At 51.4% G+C, this 21213-nt stretch carries 20 protein-coding genes; 9 read left to right on the top strand and 11 right to left on the bottom strand.

The window, feature by feature from the left end; genetic code table 11:
• The first annotated feature begins 10 nt into the window (after window positions 1–10).
• Window positions 11–964, top strand: coding sequence for a sigma-54 interaction domain-containing protein (locus QLH52_RS21820; RefSeq protein ID WP_033155529.1), 954 nt, complete (start codon window positions 11–13; stop codon window positions 962–964).
• Between the two features lie 54 nt (window positions 965–1018).
• On the opposite strand, the gene QLH52_RS21815 is transcribed toward QLH52_RS21820, so the two are convergent.
• From QLH52_RS21815 to smc, 10 genes are all read right to left on the bottom strand, one after another.
• Entirely contained in the window at window positions 1019–1765 is a 747-nt protein-coding gene (locus tag QLH52_RS21815) for a PP2C family protein-serine/threonine phosphatase (RefSeq protein ID WP_319962944.1), read from the bottom strand.
• Between the two features lie 4 nt (window positions 1766–1769).
• On the bottom strand, window positions 1770–2513 hold the full coding sequence (gene pdxJ / locus QLH52_RS21810) for a pyridoxine 5'-phosphate synthase (RefSeq protein WP_319962943.1): 744 nt from the start codon (window positions 2511–2513) through the stop codon (window positions 1770–1772).
• Between the two features lie 73 nt (window positions 2514–2586).
• Window positions 2587–3288, bottom strand: a complete 702-nt coding sequence (gene recO, locus QLH52_RS21805) for a DNA repair protein RecO (protein ID WP_101054922.1) — start codon at window positions 3286–3288, stop codon at window positions 2587–2589.
• Window positions 3288–4178 carry a GTPase Era gene (gene era, locus QLH52_RS21800; RefSeq protein ID WP_101054920.1) on the bottom strand — a complete coding sequence of 297 codons (891 nt, stop codon included), beginning with the start codon at window positions 4176–4178 and terminating at the stop codon, window positions 3288–3290. Before era ends, recO begins: the two co-directional genes overlap by 1 nt.
• Window positions 4175–4858, bottom strand: coding sequence for a ribonuclease III (gene rnc, locus QLH52_RS21795; RefSeq protein WP_033155534.1), 684 nt, complete (start codon window positions 4856–4858; stop codon window positions 4175–4177). The genes era and rnc overlap by 4 nt, the downstream gene beginning before the upstream one ends.
• On the bottom strand, window positions 4855–5232 hold the full coding sequence (locus tag QLH52_RS21790) for a DUF4845 domain-containing protein (protein ID WP_033155535.1): 378 nt from the start codon (window positions 5230–5232) through the stop codon (window positions 4855–4857). Before QLH52_RS21790 ends, rnc begins: the two co-directional genes overlap by 4 nt.
• Window positions 5233–5328: 96 nt before the next feature.
• Window positions 5329–6105: a signal peptidase I gene (gene lepB / locus QLH52_RS21785; protein ID WP_033155536.1), complete on the bottom strand. Its 777-nt coding sequence runs from the start codon at window positions 6103–6105 to the stop codon at window positions 5329–5331.
• A 12-nt stretch (window positions 6106–6117) separates the two neighbouring features.
• Window positions 6118–7917, bottom strand: coding sequence for a translation elongation factor 4 (lepA, locus tag QLH52_RS21780; RefSeq protein ID WP_101054918.1), 1800 nt, complete (start codon window positions 7915–7917; stop codon window positions 6118–6120).
• A 71-nt stretch (window positions 7918–7988) separates the two neighbouring features.
• Window positions 7989–8726: a cell division protein ZipA C-terminal FtsZ-binding domain-containing protein gene (locus QLH52_RS21775; protein ID WP_033155538.1), complete on the bottom strand. Its 738-nt coding sequence runs from the start codon at window positions 8724–8726 to the stop codon at window positions 7989–7991.
• Window positions 8726–12226, bottom strand: coding sequence for a chromosome segregation protein SMC (smc, locus tag QLH52_RS21770; RefSeq protein ID WP_319962942.1), 3501 nt, complete (start codon window positions 12224–12226; stop codon window positions 8726–8728). Before smc ends, QLH52_RS21775 begins: the two co-directional genes overlap by 1 nt.
• A gap of 380 nt (window positions 12227–12606) precedes the next feature.
• Here smc and nhaD point away from each other — a divergent pair, with 380 nt between their 5' ends.
• The 3 genes from nhaD to QLH52_RS21755 are packed head-to-tail and all read left to right on the top strand — an operon-like array spanning window position 12607 to window position 16327.
• A complete protein-coding gene (gene nhaD / locus QLH52_RS21765) occupies window positions 12607–14055 on the top strand; it encodes a sodium:proton antiporter NhaD (RefSeq protein WP_319962941.1) in 1449 nt (482 codons plus the stop codon).
• 8 nt (window positions 14056–14063) lie between these two features.
• Complete coding sequence (locus tag QLH52_RS21760; RefSeq protein ID WP_319962940.1) at window positions 14064–15632, top strand: DUF4118 domain-containing protein; 1569 nt, start codon at window positions 14064–14066, stop codon at window positions 15630–15632.
• Window positions 15629–16327 carry a response regulator gene (locus tag QLH52_RS21755; protein WP_319962939.1) on the top strand — a complete coding sequence of 233 codons (699 nt, stop codon included), beginning with the start codon at window positions 15629–15631 and terminating at the stop codon, window positions 16325–16327. The genes QLH52_RS21760 and QLH52_RS21755 overlap by 4 nt, the downstream gene beginning before the upstream one ends.
• Before the next feature lie 277 nt (window positions 16328–16604).
• Here QLH52_RS21755 and QLH52_RS21750 read toward each other — a convergent pair whose 3' ends face one another.
• Window positions 16605–16964, bottom strand: coding sequence for a hypothetical protein (locus tag QLH52_RS21750; RefSeq protein ID WP_319962938.1), 360 nt, complete (start codon window positions 16962–16964; stop codon window positions 16605–16607).
• Window positions 16965–17259: 295 nt separating this feature from the next.
• Here QLH52_RS21750 and queF point away from each other — a divergent pair, with 295 nt between their 5' ends.
• The 5 genes from queF to secD all read left to right on the top strand — a co-directional run bounded on the left by queF (window position 17260) and on the right by secD (window position 21179).
• Complete coding sequence (queF, locus tag QLH52_RS21745; protein ID WP_020485282.1) at window positions 17260–17649, top strand: preQ(1) synthase; 390 nt, start codon at window positions 17260–17262, stop codon at window positions 17647–17649.
• A 6-nt stretch (window positions 17650–17655) separates the two neighbouring features.
• Window positions 17656–17940, top strand: a complete 285-nt coding sequence (locus QLH52_RS21740) for an EscU/YscU/HrcU family type III secretion system export apparatus switch protein (protein WP_026603899.1) — start codon at window positions 17656–17658, stop codon at window positions 17938–17940.
• Window positions 17937–18797 (top strand): archaetidylserine decarboxylase, encoded by an 861-nt coding sequence (asd, locus tag QLH52_RS21735; RefSeq protein WP_319962937.1) that lies wholly within the window; start codon window positions 17937–17939, stop codon window positions 18795–18797. Before QLH52_RS21740 ends, asd begins: the two co-directional genes overlap by 4 nt.
• Before the next feature lie 108 nt (window positions 18798–18905).
• Entirely contained in the window at window positions 18906–19256 is a 351-nt protein-coding gene (yajC, locus tag QLH52_RS21730) for a preprotein translocase subunit YajC (RefSeq protein WP_084153212.1), read from the top strand.
• Between the two features lie 75 nt (window positions 19257–19331).
• The gene (gene secD, locus QLH52_RS21725) at window positions 19332–21179 is read left to right on the top strand and encodes a protein translocase subunit SecD (protein WP_319962936.1); all 1848 of its coding nucleotides are present in this window, start codon (window positions 19332–19334) and stop codon (window positions 21177–21179) included.
• Window positions 21180–21213: the final 34 nt, after the last annotated feature.

Here is a 21213-nt window from a genome sequence, read left to right as displayed (position 1 = left end):
AGGTTTTACAGTGGATAACTTCGATCCTATTATTGGACAATCTCCCGCAATCGAAGCATTGATTCGCAGCGCTCGTATCGTTGCGGCGACCGACGTTACCGTGCTGATCAAAGGCGAAACCGGCACGGGAAAAGAAGTACTGGCAACGGCCATTCAAAAGGATAGCCCGCGCGCAAATAAACCTTTCATTGCCTTAAATTGCGCAGCACTCCCTGAGGGTCTGGTTGAATCAGAAATATTCGGCCATAAGAAAGGCGCTTTTACCGGCGCAGTATCGGACAAGCAAGGTTTGTTTCAGGCAGCCGATGGCGGCACATTGTTTCTGGACGAAATCAATTCTTTACCCTTGGGAATCCAGGCGAAACTTTTGCGCTTTCTGGAGTCGGGAGAATGTTTACCCGTTGGCGGCACCAAACCCTACATGGTGAATGTGCGCGTGATTGCTGCCTCCAATGCCGACCTCACCAAGCTGATAGAAAACGGTCAATTTCGTCAGGACTTGTATTTCCGCTTAAATGTAGTGCCGCTGGAATTGCCGGCATTGCATCAGCGCACCGAAGATATAGAAATACTGGCGAAACACTTTTTCACACACTTCTCGGCCGCACATTCCCTGGAACCCCCTACTTTCAGTAGACAAGCCATAAAAACGCTGCGCAGCTACAAATGGCCGGGCAATGTACGTGAATTGCGCAATCTTTGCGAAAGACTAAGTATTTTGCTGGCGGGCAAAGTAATCGAGCCGGAAAATCTGCCCCACGAATTTAACCGCAGCGCAATAACAGTCAGCTCGGACTTTACTTTGCCGGAGTTGGGTCTACAACTAGATGCACTGGAAGCAGATATGATTCTGCAAGCTTTGAACAGAACCAAGGGCAATCGCAGCAAATCGGCGCGCTTATTGGGCATTTCCAGAGACACCTTGCTTTACCGGATTCAAAAGCACGGCTTGGCAACACACTAAGCCATACGGTTTACCGGGGGCTGCATGGTTCAGCCCCAGCCTGCACTTAAACAGCTAACGCCGCCGCCTGACCCACTGCACAGTAACGTTATCGCTTTTACCTTGAGCGCGTAATACCGCCATTTTAGCCATCTTTTGCAACTCCGGCTTTCCGCTGCGCTCTTGCGATAACGCCAACAATTCCTGTTCCTTTACAAACTCCCAAAAACCGTCGCTACAGAGCAGAAAGGTTTCGCCGCATTTCATAGATGGGAAACTGGCAATATCCACCGCAGGCGCACTCAATACATTGATGCTTCGCGTGAGCTTATGCTGATCGGGATGAACCCCCATCTCCCATTCGCTGATTTTTCCCTCGTTAAACAGTTGTTGGGGCACCGAATGATCTTTTGTACGCCATAGGACTTGCTCGGAATTGATCCGATAAACTCGCGAATCTCCGCAATGCGCCACTATCGCTCGTTCTTGGTCCAGATAGAGAATTGCGCAGGTAGTGTGAGCATCGCTTGCAAACGGATCATCAGCAAATAGTTCGCTCATATTCCTGACAGCTTCCGCAATCCAGGCAGCCATGACAGTCTCTGCCTTTACTGAAGATATATGAGCATGATATTTTTCCGCCAGAGCAATCAAGCTACGGCAAAAAAATTGTGACGCTTTTTCGCCGGAGTAATGCCCGCCTAATCCGTCAGCGACGACAAATAATGCGTAATCAGCGCACACCCGGTGCGCCATGCAATCCTGATTGACCTCGCGATTGCCTATCGAGGTTAATTGATAAAACTCGAGTTCGTTCTGCATTACATCAACCGTGTAAACGCGACTCCCGCATGACGCGCTTCATATCCCTGACCGCGCTATCCAAGCCGGAAAACAACGCTTGCGCAATCAAGGAATGACCAATATTTAGCTCGACAATCTGCTCGATCCGGCAAATAGCTTCCACATTGGCGATATTCAAGCCGTGGCCGGCATTCACTTGCAATCCTGCTTGGTGCGCGTAAGCCGCAGCCGTGCGGATTCGTTGCAACTCTTGCTCTCGCTCTAGTTTGCTTACAGCGTCGGCATAGCGGCCGGTATGTAACTCCACCACCGGCGCCCCCACCTGAACCGCCGCATCGATTTGCCGACAATCCGGATCGATAAACAAGGAGACTTCTATATTCGCATCCGCCAATTGTTGGCAGGCAGAACGCATCTTATCCGCAGCGCCCGCCACATCCAGACCACCTTCAGTCGTCAATTCCTCTCGGCGCTCCGGTACCAAACAACAAGCTTGCGGCTCTACTTTAACCGCAAACGCCAACATGGCTTCTGTCACGGCCATCTCCAGATTCAACCGGGTGTGCAACATATCCTTTAACAAATAAATATCTCTGTCCTGAATATGCCGCCTGTCTTCGCGCAAATGCGCGGTAATACCGTCGGCACCGGCTTGCTCGGCGATCAGCGCAGCCTGCACAGGCTCGGGATAACGAGTACCTCTAGCCTGGCGCAAGGTCGCAACATGGTCGATGTTGACACCTAATAAGATGATTTGTTTTTCCATTGAATATGAGTCCGCAAGCGGATGAGAAAGAGGGATGAAAGACGGTCAATCCATCCTGACCTTTGTCTTTCGCCTATAAATACTTAATAATTTTTGCCAGGACATCCCTGCTTTTCAGCTGTCTGCCTTGCAAATGTCCATCCAGCATTTTTCTGAAGAGCAGCTTGGCTTCGAGCAGCGCGCGGCCTTCCAACGGAGCCCTTGCGGCCAATATTGACAAGGTTTCACCACCAATCAAACCTTCGTTATCCGCGACCATGCCGAAATCAGCTAAAAAATTGTAGCGCTGACCTATCTTGATGGGATTACCGTTAGCTTCCGAATCCATCGCAACGGCGTAGCCAGCTTCTTGCAATAAATCCAGTTCAAAATAACGCAGAGTCTGCTCGATACATTCACCAAGCAATAAACCACTCAAGCAGCGCTCGTAGCAGCTAAATATCTCGGGCTGGGGATCGTCTTTGTGCACGAATAGTTGCACCAGCTCGTTCACATAAAATCCGCAGTAAAGCGCCAAGCGCTCTAAAGGGTAGCTGTCGACGTATTCCACCTGGGACAGAATTTTTAGTTCGTTTTTATCGATAAACGACAGCCGCAAGGCACTGAAAGGCAATAATAATCCGGCTATTTTCGACTTTTCCTTACGCACACCCTTGGCAAGCATGGACATCACGCCAAAATCCCGCGTGAAAACCTCTAACAATACACTGGTTTCCCGGTATGGCCGATGCTGCAGAACAAAACCCGGCTGTAAATAAACGGCCAAGCCGCTCATTAATGGCCAAAATCGCTAAAACCTAAACTCTGTAAGGCGCGCTCGTTATCCGACCAACCCTTTTTCACTTTAACCCACAATTCCAGATAGACTTTTTGGGCGATCAATTTTTCAATATCGACTCGCGCTTCGCTACCGACTTTTTTAAGCATTTCGCCTTGTTTACCGATGACGATGCTTTTTTGGCTGTCCCGCTCTACCAAAATCGCCGCGTATATTTTGCAAAGCTCCGGAAACTCCTCGTAGCGTTCGATTTCCACGGTCAGTGCATAAGGTAATTCGTCACCCAAACGCCGGGTCAGTTTTTCGCGAATAATTTCAGCGGCAAAAAAGCGCTCCGGCCTGTCGGTGATTTGATCTTCCGGATAAATGAGCTCGGCCTCGGGCAGCAACGCCATAATGTGCTGTTCCAGCAGCTCAAGATTGGTATTTTTCAAGGCCGAAACCGGCACGATATGCTGAAACGGATATTTTTGCTGGGCCTCGGCGAAGAACTTCAGCACCGCATCCTTATCCTTGATTTTATCGACCTTGTTGATCGCCAAGATAACCGGCAGTCCGGCTTGCTCGAGTTTTTTGAAAATCTTCTCGTCGTAGTCGTGCCAATACAAGCCGTCCAACAACCAAATCACGACATCGACTCCCAGCAAGGTGCTGTCCGCAGTCTTATTCAGATAACGATTCAATACCTTTTTTTCGTCGCTGTGCATGCCCGGTGTGTCCATGAAGATGGCTTGACCAGCGGCTGTCGTCTTGATACCCAGAATTCGGTGCCGGGTAGTTTGCGGTTTTCTTGAGGTGATACTGAGTTTCTGACCCAGTAAATGATTCATCAGCGTCGATTTGCCGACATTGGGCCTACCGATTAAAGCAACATATCCGCAGTTCATTTATCCCTGGATTGTAAAAAATTTAACATATTTTCGGCAGCAGCCTGCTCGGCCTTTTTTCTGGAAATACCCACGCCGTTGCGCGTTTCCGGTGTTAATGCGATGGTGCATTTCACTTCAAAGGTTTGGGCATGATCCGCGCCGGACATGCTGACCAATTCGTAAATCGGCAAGGGTTTACGGCTGGCTTGCATCAACTCCTGCAAACGAGTTTTCGGGTCTTTGGTCCAATCGTCTACTTTCAGCGCGGCCAGCTTGTCATCGAATAATCGCAATATCCACTGCTGACAAACCTCAACGCCTTGGTCTTTCAGCAAGGCCCCCATGATGGCTTCCAACGCATCCGACAAAATCGAATCTCTACGGAAACCGCCGCTTTTCAGTTCGCCGGAACCGAGAATCAGATAATCACCGATATTGTGCTGCCTGGCCACTTCCGCCAGCGAATTCTGATTGACCAAACTGGCCCGCAGCCGACTTAAGGCGCCCTCTCCCGCCTCGGGGAACAGTTCGTATAGTTTTTGGGCGATCACGAAGCCCAGCACGGAATCGCCCAAATATTCGAGACGCTCGTTGTTTCTGGCCCCCATGCTGCGATGAGTCAAAGCCATCGTAAATAAGCTGGGATCGTTAAACCTTAAACCCAACTTGCCGGCAAGAATTTCAGGTTTCTTAATCACTTGTTGCCAGCTTCGAATCCCTCGTGGAACTCAACCAACACACTCAAATTCCCCATGATGGGTTCTACACGCTCATAGTCTATGTCAACCCGTACATAGCCGGGTTGCGCGACAATTTTGATATTGTCATTGGTGACGTGCTCTACATAATTCATATCAAAGCGTTTTTCCAAGCTACCCTTTATATCAGACTTAGTTTTAGTCACTATATCGGTAGTGTTTTCCACCGCTTTCAAGGCGTTTACCACCCGGCTATGATTGATGTAAATCGGCGCTATTTTTAGAATCAATAAGGTAAAAAAACCAATTAACGCCAAAATAAAGGCAATGGACAGAAAGGTTAAACCGCGTTGTTTTTTTAATGATGACGGCATAACACTACCCCCGAGAAAAATTAGAAATAAACCGACGACTGTTGAGAGTCCACCGCAATAAGCATTGTTTTTTCGGATTATCTTGCAGCAAACCGCTCAACGCAGCACTGTGCCTAGCCGGTCGAAAGCAATACCGTTATTTTGCCAGTCCCAATTCATCCAGATAAAAAAGGCTCTACCAACCAGATTAGCTTCCGGTACCGTACCCCAATAACGACTGTCATTACTGTTATCGCGGTTATCGCCCATGACGAAATACTGACCCTGCGGCACGACGAACACATCCTCTACGGACGAAGCCCCGTGACTTACCAGGATGGAATGCTCAACCCCCAACAAATCCTCTTCCAGCCGCTCGGCACCGCTCATATTGCTGCCCTGCCCGACGCCTTGATAACGCCCAAGCGACACTTGCTTGGCGGGTACGCCGTTGACGTAAAGCTTTTTGTCAAAGTAAGCGACGCGGTCGCCCGGCAAACCTATCACTCGTTTGATGTAATCGACTTCCGGCTGTTTCGGAAACCTGAACACCACGATATCGCCGCGCTTGGGCTCACCCATTTCTATAACCTTGGTGTTCAGCACCGGTAAGCGCACCCCATAACTGAATTTATTCACCAAAATAAAATCACCGACCAACAATGTCGGCATCATCGATCCCGAGGGAATCCGGAAAGGTTCGAACAGAAACGAGCGCAGCAACAATACGATCAACACTACCGGAAAAAACGAACGGGCATATTCGACCAGTAGCGGCTCGTTCTCAGTAGGATAAGGCAGATTGGCCCGCTTCAGATATAAGCTATAGCCACCCCAGACTACGCCGGTGACAAAACTGGCTACCACCAGAAAAAATGAAAAATCGTAATCCATAATTGATCGTTATTACTCTTTATTGACCTGCAACACCGCCAGGAAGGCTTCCTGTGGAATCTCGATACTACCCACCTGCTTCATGCGTTTCTTACCGGCTTTCTGTTTTTCCAGCAGCTTTTTCTTACGGGTAATGTCGCCACCATAACATTTGGCTGTGACATTTTTGCGCATGGCTTTGACCGTAGAGCGGGCGATGACTTTTGCGCCAATGGCCGCCTGGATCGCCACTTCGTACATCTGCCGCGGAATCAGATCTTTCATCTTATCGACTAAATCTCGACCACGGTTCTGACTCAAATCCCGATGCACAATAATAGACAAGGCATCGACTTTGTCGCCGTTGATCAAAACGTCCAGCTTAACCAGCGGCGCAGGCTCGAAGCGCAAAAATTCGTAATCGAAAGACGCATAGCCGCGGCTGCAGGATTTCAAACGGTCAAAAAAGTCCAGTACCACTTCGCTCATCGGTAGTTCGTAGCTCAAGGAGACCTGGCTACCGGCGTATTGCATGTTTTTTTGGATACCGCGTTTTTCGATACACAGATTGATCACGTTACCCAAGTAGGCCTGCGGCACCAGAATATTGGCCTGAATAATCGGTTCGCGAATCTCGACAATGGTGCCGACGTCCGGCAGCTTAGCCGGATTGTCGACCATAACGACCTCGCCGCCATGGGTTTCCACTTCGTAAATAACAGTCGGCGCGGTGGTAATCAGATCGATGTTGTATTCGCGCTCCAGCCGTTCCTGGACGATCTCCATATGCAACATGCCTAGGAAGCCGCAACGAAAGCCAAAACCCAGCGCTTGCGAGGTTTCCGGCTCGTAATTGAGTGCCGAGTCGTTCAGGCGCAATTTATCCAACGCTTCGCGCATAGCGCCGAAATCGTCGGAACTGACCGGATACAAACCAGCAAACACCCGCGGCTGGACTTTTTCAAACCCCGGCAGTACTTCGCTGGCGGGATTGTCGGTAGCCGTAATGGTGTCTCCGACCGGCGCGCCGAAAATGTCCTTGATGCCGGCGACAATGAATCCCACCTCACCGGTGTTGAGTTGCTGCTTTTCCAATTGTTTGGGGGTATAAACGCCCAATTTATCAACCAGAAATGACTTTCCGGTCGACATGACGGTAATTTTTTGCTTTTTCCGCAAACTACCGTTGACGATGCGCACCAAGGACACCACGCCCAGATAGTTGTCGAACCAGGAATCGATGATTAAAGCCTGTAACGGCGCATTTTCATCACCCGCTGGCGGCGGAATCTTTTGAATCAGTTGATCCAGCACGGCTTCGACACCAATGCCGGTCTTCGCGCTGATCTTCAAAGCTTCATCGGCCGGAATGCCGATCACATTCTCGATTTCTTCCATCACCCGCTCGGGCTCAGCTGACGGCAAATCGATCTTGTTCAAGACCGGCACGACTTCCAAACCTTGTTCGATGGCGGTGTAGCAGTTAGCGACGCTTTGCGCTTCGACGCCTTGAGCCGCATCGACGACCAGCAAGGCGCCCTCGCAAGCCGCCAGCGAACGCGAAACTTCATAGGAAAAATCCACGTGGCCTGGCGTGTCGATAAAGTTCAGCTGATAGGTGACGCCGTCACTGGCCTTGTAATCCAGGGTGACGCTTTGCGCCTTGATGGTAATGCCGCGTTCCCGTTCCAGATCCATGGAATCGAGTACCTGCGCCTCCATTTCCCGGTCGCTTAAGCCGCCACAAATTTGAATGAATCGGTCTGCCAATGTCGATTTCCCGTGATCGATATGGGCAATGATGGAGAAATTTCTGATATTTTTTTGATCCACTTAGCTTCTAGTTAATTCGTTAGGTTTACAGAATAAATGCGGCGGCGGCCCTGCCCCCGCGAGGTACTGCTTTAGGCGGCCTTGGCCAGTATTTGTCTGAATTGCGCGACGGTTTCTGCAGTCAGCGGTTGCCGCTGGTTGTCCCAGACCACGCCGTCAAGTTCGTCGGCCAACGTATCGATGGTTTCCATGAAATCGTCGAATACCGCCAAGGGCGCATCGACCTCGCGCGGTTGCATAAAAAACACGATGCCGGGGCAATAAAAATCTTGTAGCCCGGTGTCCGGGAAAGTACCAGGGTCAACCATGCTGGCGACTGCGAAATCGACCATGCGATTGGCATCCACCCGCTCGAATACCCGCACACTGCCATAGCGCAAGCCCACACGTTCGAAAGCCTCGAACAGATCTTCGCCATTAAAGCCTTGATCCGCCCGAGCAACGATGCTGAACTCGATCAAAGCCGGCAATTCCAAACGCCGCGAATTAGCCAAGGTTGCGGCTTGTTTTTTCTCGACATCCTTGCGCAAAGCATCGGCAGAAGGTTTTGGGCTGGGCTTGATGGCTTGATCGTCTAACAGAGCATCTCCATCAACCAACTCGTTGCCTAACGCAAATACATCCATCTCATCGTCGTCTTCCTCGACCGAAAACTCGTCAACCACTCGGTCGTCGTAAGAGTCCTCGTCGTAATAATCGTCAGGGGTGCGTCTTTCTCGCAACGACTTGACGAAATGCCACAACACCATGCCGATCATCACCAGCACGCCGATCAAAATAATCACGACTCTTAATAATTCTTTATCCATTAGCTTTCTGCCATGCTCACTGCTTCATCAATATCAACCGCCACCATTCTGGATACTCCAGGCTCCTTCATGGTAACACCTGCCAGATGTTTTGCAATTTCCATTGTGACTTTGTTGTGCGAAATATACAAAAACTGTACGGTTGCCGACATGTCTTCCACCATCTGCGAAAAGCGCACGACATTAGCATCGTCGAGCGGCGCGTCCACTTCATCCAGCAAACAGAATGGCGCCGGATTCAGTTCAAAAATAGAAAAAACCAAGGCCACAGCCGTCAAGGCCTTTTCGCCACCGGATAACAAATGTATCGAACTGTTCCGCTTGCCGGGCGGCCGGGCAATGATGTTGACGCCGGCTTCCAGCAAATCGTCTTCGGTGAGCTCCAGATAAGCCTGGCCACCGCCGAACAAACGCGGAAATTTTTCTTTCAAGCCACTATTGATCTTGTCGAAAGTCTCTTTAAAGCGTTGGCGGCTTTCCTTGTCGATCTTACTGATGGCCTGATCCAAAGTATTTAAGGCATCGACCAAATCGTCATGCTGCTCGTTTAAAAATTTCATCCGTTCGGATTGGGTTTTGAACTCTTCGATGGCAGTCAGATTGATGGATCCCAGCCGCTCGATTTGATCAGTCAGCTCGTCGACGGCATTTTTCCACTTCGTTTCGCTCGCGCCTTCGGTTAGATTAGTTAGAATAGCCTCCGGATCGGCATCAACCTCGGTCAATTGCTCCGCAATCGTTTGCTGTCGCACCCGGCTATCCTGTTGCTCGAAACGCACCTGATCCAAGGCTTCTTTTTGCTTTTCCAAGGAACGCTGAGTCTGTGAATATTGCTCGGCCAACTGACTGACCGTCTGCTCGCTAGCCTGCTGAGCCTGGCGCTCGGACTGCAGGTTGTCCTCGAATTCGGCTTTTCTCTCCAACAATTCTTCCAACTGCATTTTCTCGTCGTCCAGCGGCGCTAATGAAAAATGCAATTTGTTTTCCAGCTCGGCGATACGGTCAGCCGATTGCTGATGTTGCAATTGCAAACGCTCAATCTGTTTGGCGGTCAGCACTTCCGAAGACTTCAGCGATTCGATCTGCGCATGCAAGCGGTGCAAGTGCCGGCGCGCTTCATCGACCGAGGCATCGGTGTTTTGCTGTTGCGCTTGAATCTGTTGATTCAATTGCTCCAATTCGGTTTTCTTGTCGCCCAAATCGCCCAAGGCCTGCTCGGCGTCCTGCTTGATCATTTCCGCTTCGGAAATGCTTTCGGCATTTTCCGCCAGATGCAGGCTGATTTCTTCGATCTCGTGATCAAGCTGTTCCAGACGGCGCTTTTGCTGCTCGAAACGCGCCGACTGCGCGCTGTATTCGGCGCTCTTCGCGGAAAACTCGGCGCTGAGCAACTTTTCCTTTTGTTGATAGTGCTCGCGATTGCTTTCGGCGGCCTTCAACTCCTGTTCGGAGTTGGCCAATTGCTCTTCGTCTTCAGCAATCATCATTTGCAATTCGCTTTGCCGCTGCTTCAGTTCGCGTAATTCTTTTTCCCTATGCAATACCCCGGCCTTGCTGTCGCTGCCCCGGCTGATTTTGATCCAGTCCTTGCCCAACCAAGTCCCGTCGGCTAATACCACCGACTCATGCGCCTGCAAATTCATTTGCCGAGCTTGAGTCATTGTTTCCGCGCAATAGATTCCGCTTAACAGACTGGATAAATCCCAGCGACTGCGCAGCTTACTGGCCAAAGCCGCCGAGTCCGTACTTGCGCCGCTCGAACTGGCATGCGTTTCAAACACCACCAAGGATTGCTTGGTCAAATCCTGCAACTCGCCCAATATCGAATCGGCGCTATCCACGCAGATCGCTTCCAGGTAACTGCCCAACACCGTTTCCACGGCAGTTTCCCAACCTTCTTCGGCCTCCAGAAACTCAGCAAGGCGCGGCTGTTGTTCCAGCCCCACTTGCTCCAGCCACACGCCCAAGTCTTTTTTGTCCTTGCCCATCGCGTGCTGCTGCAATAATTCCAAGGAACTGATCTTACCGTTGACCTTCTGCAACTCGGCGCGATTGGCGTGCAGGCTGTCGTGAAGTTGTTTGATGGCCGGCCGCAGTTCGGCGATGCGTTGCAGCACAACTTCCAGTTGCTGCTGTAATTGCTCGCGTTCGGCTTCAATCAATTCGATGCTGCTATCCAGGGTTTCCAATTCCAGTTGCAACTGAGTGTCGGCCAGACCGCCACGTTCGCCATTTAATTTGTCTAAGCGCGTCTGCAACTGCCGGTTTTGATTTTCCAGCTGCACCAGCTTGGTCCGCTGTACTTCGGCTTGTTCGCGGTAGCCGGCGTTTTCCGCCAAAAAAGCTTCCCACTGCTGCTGCCATTGCTGCTTTTGCAGATGCGCGTCTTGCTGAATGCCCAGCAAATCTTCTTCGCGTTCGCGAGCCACGATCATGGTTTCTTCAGCTTCCAGCAAGGTCTGACGGATTTCCTCCAATTGCTGCCGGTCCTGCTCGCATTCGGATTGCGCCTGCTCAGCTTGCAGTTTCAAGCGATTGATTTCAACCAGGGTTTCTTCGTGGCTTTTTTGATTGTGCTTGATGGTCTGTTCCAACCGGCTGACTTCGGCGACCACGGCATAATATTCGGCTTGCGTGCTATCCAGATGCTGCTGCTGGGCTTTTTGTTCGCCGCGCTTCAGCTCCATGGCTTTTTCAGTATCGCGCAATAACACAAACAAACGATTATGCTCGGCAGCGATACTTTGCAGCTTTTCTTCCAGCTTCTGCGCGGAACGTTGAAAGTTTTGCCAGCGCATCGCCAGCAACTCTTGTTTGTACTGGCGTTCCTGCTTTTTCAGTTCCGTATATTTCTCGGCTTTTTCGGCCTGCTTGGCCAAATTCTTGATTTGCTTTTCAACTTCATCGCGCAGATCGTTCAACCGTTCCAGATTTTCGCGGGTATGCCGCATGCGGGTTTCGGTTTCCGAACGCCTCTCTTTATATTTGGAAACACCCGCCGCCTCCTCGATATGCACCCGCAAATCTTCGGGCTTGGCTTCGACCATTCGGGAAATAGTGCCCTGTTCGATGATCGCATAGCTGCGCGAACCAAGACCGGTGCCCAAGAACAGATCGGTAATATCTTTACGCCGACATTTGGAGCCGTTGAGCATGAACAGCGATTGGCCGTCGCGGCTGACTTGGCGCTTGATGGAAATGGTGGCGTATTGTGAATACTCCCCACCCGCCTTGCCCTCGCTGTTGTCGAATACCAGTTCGACTGACGCCATACTGACCGGCTTGCGGCCCGACGAGCCATTGAAAATCACGTCGGCCATATTGCCGCCGCGCAAATGCTTGGCGGAGCTCTCGCCCATCACCCAACGTACCGCGTCGATGATATTGGATTTGCCGCAACCGTTCGGACCGACGATCGCAGTCAAATTGCCGTTGATCGGTATCGTGGTGGGATCGACAAAGGATTTGAAACCCGAAAGTTTGATTTTTTCCAGCTTCATGCCTGATTTATGACGCTCAAGACCGTTTACAAAGCCCGCTATTATCGTCGAAATGCCGTTTCGATTCGAATGGAATTTAAATCGGCTTAACACAGGGCCTCAAACCAAAAGCAGGATTTCGTCTCGAAAATCAATACTTAATCAGATTGCGGGTATCGCTTGACCAAGCCGACCTAAAAGTCAGACTGCCAAATCCAGCAACCGAAAACCGCCCGATATTGCAGTCGACGCCAGCTTTGCGCATACCTTGGCATTGCCCACAAACACTCGCTCTTTACGCCTTTTTTACACGGCTAAAAATAAAATCCGCAGATAGCCAAAAGTTGCCGAAAACCAAGCAATTTTGCGGCATTTAATTAATCTCGTTAGCCGGAGAACGCATGCTGCGGATCATTTATCTGTTTGGATTGGTATCACTGATTTTTCCGGGCCTCGTATCTGCCGATTCGACGCCAGCAGTGCCACCGACCTTTCATCTTGACCTTACCCAACATTGGGTTGGCTACTTTTCGCTGGTCGTGATGATCGTTGCCTATATCTCAGCGATGCTCGAAGATGTAACCCATCTGCGCAAATCCAAACCCATGCTGCTGGCGGCAGCTTTAATCTGGTTTGTCATCGTCCTGGCATATCAACAGCACGGCCACAGCTTACCGGCAACCACAGCCTTCAAGAGTAACTTGCAGGCGTATATCGAATTACTCTTGTTCATCATGGTTTCGATGACTTATTTGAATGCGATGGAAGACATGGGCATTTTTAATGCGTTGAAGATCTGGCTGGTCAGTAAAGACCTCAGCTATCGCCGACTATTTTGGATAACAGGTTTTTTAGTTTTCCTCATTTCCTGTATCGTCAACGGCTTGACCGCCGGCTTGTTGATGGGCGCTGTCGTGGTAGCCGTTGGCAAAAATAGTCCGCGTTTTGTCTCGCTGGGCTGTTTGAACATCGTGATTGCCACCAATGCCGGCGGCACATTCAGCCCACTGGGCGGCATATCGACACTGTTCGTTTGGCAGCATGGCATCCTGGGCTTTACCGAGTTTTTTAAATTGTTCATACCTTGCCTGGTCAATTTTCTAGTGCCGGCGGCAGCCATGCATTTTGCCTTGCCAAAAGACAAACCCATCGTCGACGCCGAGCAAATTTCGTTACCGCGCGGCGCCAAGCGCATCCTGTTCTTGTTCGGCGTCACCATTAGCTTGGCGGTTGGTTTTGACATGGCGTTGGGATTACCGGCGGCGGCGGGCATGATGGCTGGCCTGTCCTTGTTGCAATTCTTTTATTTCTATCTCCAAAAATCCGATAAACCGAGCAGTCCGCGACAGTCGGAGTTTTCGCTATTTTTCGGCGGCGGCGACGTGAACTTGATGACTAACGAAGCCAAGCGCCTGGATATTTTCGATAAAGTGGGCCGACTGGAATGGGATACCTTACTGTTTTTCTACGGCGCGATGATGGGAATTGGCGGCTTGGGCTTTATCGGCTATCTTGATGCCATTTCTCAGGTGTTATACGGACAATTCAGCCCGACTCTGGCGAATGTGATGATCGGTTTATCGTCGGCATTCGTCGACAACGGTACGCTTATGTTTGCCGTGCTAACCATGCACCCGGATATTCCGCAAGGCCAATGGTTGTTGCTGACCTTGACCCTCGGTGTCGGCGGCAGCCTGCTGGCCATCGGCTCGGCCCCGGGCATCGGTTTGATGGGGCAAGCCAAGGGGCAATACACCTTTGCTAGCCACATGAAATGGTGCCCGGTCATCCTGTTGGCTTACTTCGCCAGTATCGGTACGCATATGCTGTTCAATGCCGGGTCTTTCTGACCGGTCGAATGGCTAACAACCGCACCCCACGCGCTAATATCGACGCCCCAATGACACTATCCGAAGCTTGGCTATCCCCGCAAAAGCGCGAGCGCTTCCTCGGCCATGCCTGGGGCATCGCCGCCCCCTTCATTTGCACGCTAATCGATTGGCCTTTGCGTGACCTGCTGGGACCGGCCAGCATCCTGATGACATACTTACTGGGCGTATTTCTGGTCGCCAGCCGCTACGGCCGCAGCGCATCCATCGTCGCCTCGCTACTCAGTGCACCAACCTTTGCCTTTTATTTTGCCCGCCCCATATTCTCCTTTGCGATTAGCGACTTGGAAAATATCGTCGGCTTGGCGGTGATGATCATCGTCGCGAATGTCACCGGCAGTCTGCTTGAAAAATCGCGCATGCAAGCCGAGTTAGCCAAACAGCGAGAATCGCATACCAATGCGCTCTATCGATTGAGTCGCGACCTGGCGGCGGCACAGGATCATAACGCCGTCGCACGTATCGCTGCCGAACATATCGACAATGAATTTGGTACCGATTCGGTTCTGCTGATTGCCAATACCGAAAACGGCCTGCAAATTCAAACGAATCAAGCATTGCCCATTTCATTGCAAAGCCTCGACCATACACTGGCACAGCAGGCCTTCGAGACAGGTGAAGCCAGACTTCAGCCCCCATTAAGCTATTACCCACTACAAGGGTCTAGCGCTGCGCAAGGCATTCTAGCCGTCCTACAAACCGAAGCATTGGCTAGACAAACGCCGGAAGTAAACACCTTCTGCCACTTAATCGCGCAAACCTTGGAACGATTTCAGCTAGCCGCGCAGGCCCGAGAGGCTAATCTACAAGCCGAAACCGAAGCCTTGCGCAATGCTTTGTTAAGCTCTATCTCCCATGACTTGCGCACGCCTTTGACCCGCATCATTGGTGCGGTCGGCACCGCTGTAGAGAATGATGCCGGATTATCAGCCTCGGAACGCCAAGAGCTGAATCAATCGGTATTGGAAGAAGCGCAGCGCATGTCGGAGTTGACCGGCAAAATTCTGGATATGGCCCGCCTGAGTAGCGGTCAAATCATTTTGCACAGAAGCTGGAACACCATTGAGGAAATCGTCGGCAGTGCTCTGAACCGTTTGGATAGACAATTACAGGACAGACCGGTCCGCACCCTGCTGCCTGATAGCTTGCCGCTAGTTTGGATAGATGCGGTGCTGATAGAACAGGTGTTGGTCAATCTAATCGAAAACGCGGTTAAGTACACGTCGCCAGGCAGCCCAATTGACATCGAAGCCGTGTCGCTGCGCGATCAATTCCGCTTAACCGTAGCGGATTACGGTCCGGGCATCGCCAAGAACCAACAAATTCGGATTTTCGAAAAGTTTTATCGCGGCACTACCGAAACCGGACAAAACGGGGTTGGCCTGGGACTCGCATTGTGCAAGGCGATTGTCGAGGCACATGGCGGGATGATTTATGTGAAAAACCGCATCGGTAAGGGCGCGGAGTTTCTTATTGAACTACCGCTGCACGAACCGCCGCCGCTGGCCGAATCGGAAGCGCTTGGAGGCCTGGCATGACTAATGCGCCTTTAATCCTATTAATAGAAGACGATGCGCAAACCCGACGTTTTCTAAAAACCAGCCTCAGCCTTCGCGGCTGGTCCATGATCGAAACCGACTGCGGCAAATCCGGCCTGGCGATGCTAAGCAATGCCAATCCCGACTTAGTGATCTTGGATCTGGGCTTACCTGACATGGACGGAATCGCGGTGACGCGACGCTTGCGGCAATTGTCTGACCTGCCCATTCTGATATTGTCGGCGCGCAGCCAGGAGCAAAACAAGATCATGGCACTGGATGCCGGGGCCGACGATTACTTGACCAAACCCTTTGGCAGCGGCGAATTGCATGCTCGGTTACAAGCTTTAATGCGCAGGGTTGCACGCAGCCTGAGCAATCAAGAGACTTTTGAAAGCGGTCAGTTAAAAGTTGATCTGACGCGGCGTAAAGTATTTGTTGCCGACCACGAAGTGCGCATCACTCCTATCGAATTTCGGCTACTCGGCATTCTAATCCGTCATGCCGGGGTGGTCGTGACCCATCGCCAACTGCTTCAAGAGGTTTGGGGTGCGGAACACATACACGATCAACATTATCTGCGCATTTACATGGGGCAATTGCGCCACAAACTGGAAGTCAATCCGGCGCGGCCCCGTTATTTGCTGACCGAAGTGGGGGTGGGGTATCGCATGGCGGTTAACGATGACGATTAGAGTTTGACCCAGCCTGTAACAGCGGTTCTCTCTAAACTGTTGACTGCACCCGGTGCTGGCCTGTTGAGGCGGGAGTCCAAGATTCTACGAATCCAGCATTCTAAAAACTGATCGAGAAGCCCGTTATGGTTAATTTCTTTCGAAATTGAAAGGATGGCGGCCCTGTTGACGCACTCGGCTCTGGAAAACCACGTAGTTTTAACGGATTATGAAGAAGCGAGCCAATCCGTCAAGACTGGCTCTAGTCGTCTATGCCCAGGCCTAAAAAGGCCCGCAGCTAATTCAACAATGCGCCTAAGTTGTTAGGCCGCCGATTGGCTACAGCGGATTGCGCTTGACCGGGATTGTTTTGGATATCCGAGATCAACCTTCCAAGCACCTGTTGCGCCTGCTCAGGGCTATTGATTCTGGCCTGACTGTCACTATTTTGTCCGCTGGCAGCCTGCGCCAATTTCAAAGATTCCTGTGACAAACTAACCGTGTCGCTCGGGCTGGGCTCTGGTCTCTGGGCCTGATTTTGCGAATTGGCAGCCTTCCTGCGTTCGGCCAACGCTTCAATCCCGCCGGCTTTTTGATCTTTGGATACACCTTGGCTAGCCAAGGAATTTGGGTTTGGGTATGTAGTGTTGATTTCCATCGTCGACTCCCCTGCAAGTTGGACTTACATCTTAACGGTTTTTACGATTCGCCTTAACGACTAGTTTACATCATTCGCCGTAAGTTGTTGACAATTCCACCCGTTAATTGTTTCGGCCGATTCAGGAGAACCAAACCCGAACCTATACACAACCGCCAACGCAAAAATAACAAGATAACTCCTTGAGTTTAAATGCTTAATACGTTACCGCATCTTAGCTGGTAAAATATTGCCAGACTTAACCGGCGGACATCCCATTCGCTACTCCGGAATCCCTAACAACGCAAATCAAGCAATGACTACAAAACCCAGCGCAGACCTCACCACATTCGAAAATCCCAGGCCGGCGCGCGACTTCACGATTCGCATCGACATCCCGGAATTTACCTGTTTGTGCCCGATGACCGGCCAACCCGACTTCGCCAAACTGGTTCTGGAATACGTACCCAACACATTGTGCGTCGAGCTCAAATCCTTAAAGCTGTACATGTGGACTTTTCGCGAGCGCGGCGCCTTTCATGAAGCGGTCACCAACGAGATTTTGGATCATATTGTCGCGGCGATTTCACCCAATTTCATGCGCTTGCGCGCCGAATTCAATGTGCGCGGCGGCATTTACACCACCGTGATCGCCGAGCATCGCGACCCAAGCTGGCAAGCACCCGAATTGGTCAATCTGCCTTAAATCGCCGTGAGCGGCAGAACCTTCTATAACAGCGACATTGCCGTCGCGCTACAGTACGACGGCAAAAATGCGCCGAAAGTTACCGCTAAAGGCGAAGGCTTTACCGCTCAACAAATTCTGGCCATCGCCGAAAAACACGGCGTACCGCTGCAAAACGAACCGGAGCTGGCGCGAATTTTGGCGCAAGTCCCGCTCGGCGAGGAAATCCCCCAACAACTTTATATTGCCGTCGCCGAAGTCATCGCCTTTGCGTATTTCATCAGCGGCAAAACCCCAGATTCCGAATCATGAATTTAAAAGAAACGTTTACCGTGCTGCCGCAATACGCATTGCCGCATCACGCACTCTCCGGCTTGATGTCCAAACTGACCCATTGCCAAAACAAAACCTGGAAAAACCTGTTCATCAAATCCATCGTGCAGTTGTACGGGGTAAATATGCAGGAAGCCAAGTTTCAAGACCTAGATCACTACTCTAGCTTTAATGATTTTTTTACCCGCGAATTAAAAGACGGCGCCAGACAGATTGATTCGGCCGCCGACGCCATAGTCTGTCCGGCGGACGGTGCGGTCAGCCAAGCCGGTTGGATCACCAACGGTCGAATTTTTCAAGCCAAGGGCCACGACTACAGCGCCTTGGAATTACTGGGCGGCGACGCCGAACGGGCACGGGCCTTTGAAGATGGCTCTTTCGCCACTATTTACTTATCGCCTAAGGATTACCACCGTCTGCATATGCCGCTGACCGGCACTTTGCAAGAAATGGTACATATTCCCGGCCGCCTGTTTAGCGTGAATAACACTACCGTTGGCGCCGTGCCGAATCTATTCGCGCGCAACGAGCGCGTAGCCTGTATTTTTGACACGGCCGCCGGTCCGATGGCGTTAATTTTGGTGGGTGCGATTTTCGTGTCCAGCGTCGAAACTGTCTGGCACGGCGTCGTCACGCCACCGAGCATAAGCGCTCCCAGGACCTGGCGTTATGAAAAAGACGCGCCGATTATTGAAAAAGGCATGGAAATGGGCAGATTCAATATGGGCTCGACGATTATCGTCCTGTTCGGTAAAGAAAAAATAGCTTGGAACGACGACTTCTCCAGCGGCAGAGCGGTACAACTGGGCGAGGCGATTGGCCGAACGCTAGCATAAACCGGACAAATTGACAGCGTAATGTGATAAGCACTGCTAGTGTGGCATAATGCGCGCCTGTCCGCCCGGCCGGACCATTAAAACGACGATAACAATAAGAGGATTACCATGAGTTTCTTGATTTCCGATGCGCTGGCCCAAACAGCGCCCTCCGCCGTACAACCCGGCTTTGAAGGCATGCTGTTCCCATTGGGTATTCTGATATTTTTCTATTTCCTGTTCATCCGCCCACAATCCAAGCGCAACAAGGAACAAAAACAAATGCTGGCTGCGTTGGGTAAAGGCGCCGAAGTGGTCACCACCGGCGGCATTTTGGGCAAAGTGGCCGAATTGGACGACAACTTCGTCAAACTGGAAGTCTCTGACAACAGCTTTATTCAGGTCCAACGTCACGCCATCGCCAACATGATGCCTAAAGGTACTTACAAAACCTTGAACAGCAAAAAAACCAAAGAATAAGTTTGCTTTAACCCTGCGATATACCCCGCTTTTATTCGCAACAGCCTGGCTGTCACTGCTTTTAATGGAATAACCATGCAAAATCATTTCCCTGTCTGGAAAAACATCCTAGTAATTTTCGTGCTGTTAGTCGGTACGATTTACGCGCTGCCTAATCTTTATGGCAACGACCCGGCAGTGCAATTGGCTTCGTCTAGCCCGACGCCATTGCAGCAGTCTCAGGCTGACGCAGTCGCCGCCAGCATCAAAAACGCTGGTTTCACGTTGAAAAGCTTTGAATTTGCCGACGGCAAAATCCTGGCGCGATTCAATAATACCGACGAGCAAATGAAAGCGGCAGACCTATTGCGCGAACAAATGGCCGGTAAAGCCACAGTCGCCTTGAATTTAGCGCCTGCCACCCCGGCTTGGCTGCGCGCTTTCGGTGCAAACCCTATGCATCTCGGCTTGGACTTACGCGGCGGGGTGCACTTCCTGCTGGAAGTGGATATGGACAGTGCGCTGAAACAAGCGGAAGAGCGCTATACCAACGACATTCGCTCGGCCTTCCGCGATGCAAAAGTTCGGTATCAATCGGTTGCGAAGGAAGCGGGCGGCATCAAAGTCGTGCTGCCTAACGAAGAATCCAGAGTTGCCGCCACAGAAGTACTCAATAAAGACTTCCGCGGCCTGGATTTAGTGGAAAGCGGTCCGAATGAATTTACGTTAAACATCCCCGAACGCAACCTGCGCGAAATCAAGAAATCGGCGCTGGGCCAAAACATTACCACGCTGCGCAACCGGGTCAACGAACTGGGTGTCGCGGAGCCTATCATTCAGCAACAAGGCGATAGCCGCATCGTCGTGCAATTGCCCGGCGTGCAAGACACTACCCGCGCCAAAGAATTGTTAGGCACCACCGCCACACTGGAATACCGTTTGGTGGACGTGGAGCATGATGTGCAATCGACCCTGGGCGGCCACGAACCTATCGGCAGTCGCTTATATAAAGACAAAAACGGCGCGCCGGTGCTGTTGAAACGCGCGGTTATCGTTACGGGCGACCAAATCACCGATGCGTCATCAGGCTTGGATCAAGACGGTTCACCTGCCGTATTCATCACATTAGATGGCGTCGGTGCCAAAAAAATGGGCAAGATGACCCAGGAAAATATCGGCAAGCCGATGGCGGTGGTGTTCATCGAATACAAATCCGAGACCCGGGTCGTTAACGGCGAAAAAGTCCAACACAAGGAAAAAGTCGAAAAAGTCATCAGCGTCGCCACCATCCGCGACAGTTTCAGCAAACGCTTCCAAACCACCGGCCTGGACAGCCCCGAAGAAGCCCGCACCTTGGCCTTATTACTCAGAGCCGGCGCCTTGGCTGCTCCGGTTGAAATCGTCGAAGAACGCACCGTCGGTCCCAGCCTGGGTCAGGAAAATATCGATCAAGGCATGATGTCGATTACTGCCGGCTTCCTGCTGGTCGTGTTTTTCATGGTCGCTTATTACCGCGCGTTCGGCTTGATCGCCAACTTTGCTTTGTTGTTCAACGTCGTACTGCTGATCTCCATCATGTCCGTGTTGCAAGCCACCCTGACCTTGCCAGGCATGGCCGGTATCGTCTTGACTGTGGGTATGGCGGTGGACGCCAACGTATTGATCAACGAACGGATCCGCGAGGAACTGCGTAACGGCTTGAGCCGGCAGGCCAGCATATACGTCGGTTACGAAAAAGCCTTTGCCACCATTCTCGACTCCAACGTTACCCACTTCATCGTCGCCGTATTGTTGTTCGGCTTCGGCACCGGCCCGGTTAAGGGTTTCGCGCTGGTCTTGATGATTGGGATTGCCACTTCGGTATTTACCGCGGTCACCGGCACCCGGATGTTGGTCAACTGGTTCTACGGCAACGATCACCGCAGCGATAAAATTTCCATCTAGCCAAAACTAGGGTCTCGGCTCTGCTTAAACCGGG

The organism is Methylomonas defluvii, from assembly GCF_033949435.1.
Lineage (GTDB): Bacteria > Pseudomonadota > Gammaproteobacteria > Methylococcales > Methylomonadaceae > Methylomonas > Methylomonas defluvii.
The sequence above is the reverse complement of the archived record's forward strand: the minus strand, read 5'-3'. Positions and strand labels throughout refer to the sequence as shown.